This window comes from Actinomadura rubrisoli (genome assembly GCF_004349215.1).
GTDB classification, from domain to species: Bacteria; Actinomycetota; Actinomycetes; order Streptosporangiales; family Streptosporangiaceae; genus Spirillospora; species Spirillospora rubrisoli.
This window is the reverse complement of sequence record NZ_SMKU01000612.1, coordinates 1-2,562: the sequence shown is the minus strand read 5'-3', so window position 1 is coordinate 2,562 and position 2,562 is coordinate 1. Positions and strand designations below refer to the sequence as shown.

The 2,562-nt window shown below is 71.9% G+C and carries 2 protein-coding genes; one reads left to right on the top strand and one right to left on the bottom strand.

Going from position 1 to position 2,562, the window contains the following annotated elements; all coding sequences use genetic code 11:
• The first annotated feature begins 138 nt into the window (after positions 1 to 138).
• Positions 139 to 1,146 (top strand): LysR family transcriptional regulator, encoded by a 1,008-nt coding sequence (locus E1298_RS46070; RefSeq protein ID WP_131903676.1) that lies wholly within the window; start codon positions 139 to 141, stop codon positions 1,144 to 1,146.
• On the opposite strand, the gene E1298_RS46065 is transcribed toward E1298_RS46070, so the two are convergent.
• Positions 1,143 to 2,423 (bottom strand): MFS transporter, encoded by a 1,281-nt coding sequence (locus E1298_RS46065; protein WP_131903675.1) that lies wholly within the window; start codon positions 2,421 to 2,423, stop codon positions 1,143 to 1,145. The genes E1298_RS46070 and E1298_RS46065 overlap by 4 nt on opposite strands.
• Positions 2,424 to 2,562 lie beyond the last annotated feature (139 nt).

Here is a 2,562-nt window from a genome sequence, read left to right as displayed (position 1 = left end):
CCGTGCTCGCCGCGCCGCGCCCCGCACCCGCCGTTCTCCGTGCCCGCCGCGCCCCGTGCCCGTCGCGCCGAGTGACCGCGTCGCTGGACGACCGGCCGCTTGCAAGTGCGCCGGAACCCGACCCGTACTCTGTGCAAGATGCAGTTGCAGCAGCTCGCCTACTTCGTCGCGGTCGCGGAGGTACGCCACTTCACGCAGGCCGCCGAGCTTCTGCGCGTCGCCCAGCCCTCGCTGTCCAAGCAGATCCGCGCGCTGGAGACCGAGCTGAACGTGTCCCTGTTCAGCCGCGCCAGGGGCAACATCACCCTGACCCCGGCGGGGGAGGCGCTGCTGCCGCTGGCGAAGCGGATCCTGGCCGACGTCGACACCGCGCGCCTCGAAGTGCAGGAGCTCGCCGGTCTGCGGCGCGGGCGGGTGCGGCTGGGCGCGACACCGTCGCTCTGCGCGGGCCTGCTAGGGGACGTCCTGCGCCGCTTCCACGACGCCTATCCGGGCATCCAGCTCATGGTCGAGGAGGGGGGCTCGCGTGACCTCGTCCGGGAGCTGACCCGGGGCTCGCTGGACATGGCCCTGGTGATCCTCCCGCTGCATGGGGATCCGCCGCTCGACACGACACCGATACTGCGCGAGTACCTGGTGGTCGCCTCCCCGGCGGGTTCCGAGGCGAGCGCCCCTGTGCGCTCCGCCAAGGCGACGCAGATGCCGCGCCGCTCGCACCTGCGCATCCAGGATCTGCGGAACCGTCCGCTGGTGATGTTCCGGTCGGGGTACGACCTGCGCGAGGCGACCATCAGCGCGTGCAGGGCGGCCGGGTTCGAGCCCAAGTTCGCGGTGGAGGGCGGCGAGATGGACGCCGTCCTGCGCTTCGTCGAAGCCGGGCTCGGGATCGCGGTCGTCCCCAGCATGGTCCTCGCCGGACGGCCCGGCCTGCGCGGAACCCCGCTCGTCCTGGCCGAGGGCGACGAGCCGCTCCGGCGCGGTCATCACGGCCCCGGCCTGCTCCGGACGATCGCGCTCGCCCACCGCAAGGACGTCGACCTCACCCACGCCGCGCGGGCGTTCCAAGACACCCTGGAGACGTTCCTGGTAGAGGCCGGTCTGGCAGGCAGTCTCCCAGCCGGTGTGGAGAACCTCGTCAACGACTAAGCCGCGCCGGTCGGCTCGGGCACTTTCAAGGGGGTTGACGGAGTGCGCGCTATGGACATCGACATCCCTGCGGCGAACAGGCACAGCACCCCCGCGCCCCACCATGCGAGCGTGTACGAGCCGAGCGACGTACGGAGCAATCCCGCTATGGCAGCGGCGGCGGCAGCACCGAGCTGGTGTGCGGCGAAGACCCAGCCGAACACGATCGTGCCCGCGGACGGTCCGAACACCTCCCGCGCGAGGGCGATCGTGGGCGGGACGGTCGCGACCCAGTCCAGGCCGTAGAAGATGACGAAGACGAGCATGCTCGGGTGCGGTGAGTCGGCGAACAGCACCGGCAGGACGAGCAGCGACAGGCCGCGCAGGGCGTAGTACCAGGCGAGCAGGATCCGGCTGTCGAGCCGGTCGGTGAACCAGCCGGACGCCACCGTCCCGACGATGTCGAACACTCCGACGAGGGCCAGCAGGCCGGCCGCCGTCGTCTCGGGCATGCCGTGGTCGTGCGCGGCGGGGATGAAGTGGGTGCCGACCAGGCCGTTCGTGGACGCGCCGCAGATGAAGAACCCGCCCGCCAGGAGCCAGAACGCCTTTGTACGCCATGCGCCAGAGAGCGCGCGGAGAGCCGTCCGGGCGGCGTCTCCTGTGCGGGGCGGATCGGGTTCGGCGACCGTCGCGCCATAGGGCAGGGCCCCCACGTCCGACGGACGTTCGCGCAACACCAGCACGACCAGCGGAACCACCGCCAGCGCGGCGATCGTCACGGTCAGCGCCGCGGAGCGCCAGCCGCTCCTGCCGACGAGCCAGGCCAGCACCGGCAGGAACACGAGCTGCCCGGCGGCGCCGCCGGCGGTGAGCACGCCGATGACGAGCCCGCGGTGCCGGACGAACCACCGGCCGGCCACGGTCGCGGCGAACACCATCGCCATGGAACCCGTGCCGAGCCCGACGAGCACGCCCCAGCACAGGACGAGCTGCCAGCTCGCCGACATGAACACGGTGAGCCCGCTTCCGGCGGCCACGAGCGTCAGCGCGAGGGCGGTGACGCGCCGCACGCCGAACCGGTCCATCAGCGCCGCCGCGAACGGCGCGGTCAGGCCGTACAGGACGAGGTTGACCGACACGGCCGCCGACGTGGTGGCCCGCGACCAGCCGAACTCGTCCTGCAAGGGCACCATCAGGACGCCGGGAGTCGCCCGGAACCCGGCCGCGCCGACCAGCGCCACGAACGCGACCGCCGCGACCGGCCAGGCGCGGTGCACACGAGAGAGTCTGAACACCAGGTCACTTTGCGCGACCGGGACCGTCGAGCGAAAGCGCCCAGAATGTCAATCTTCGCGAGGATCTGGCCACGGAGCTTGAGAAGCGCCCTACGGGCTGGGGACCGAGGTCTCGGGGTCCGGGGGCCTGTCTCTTATA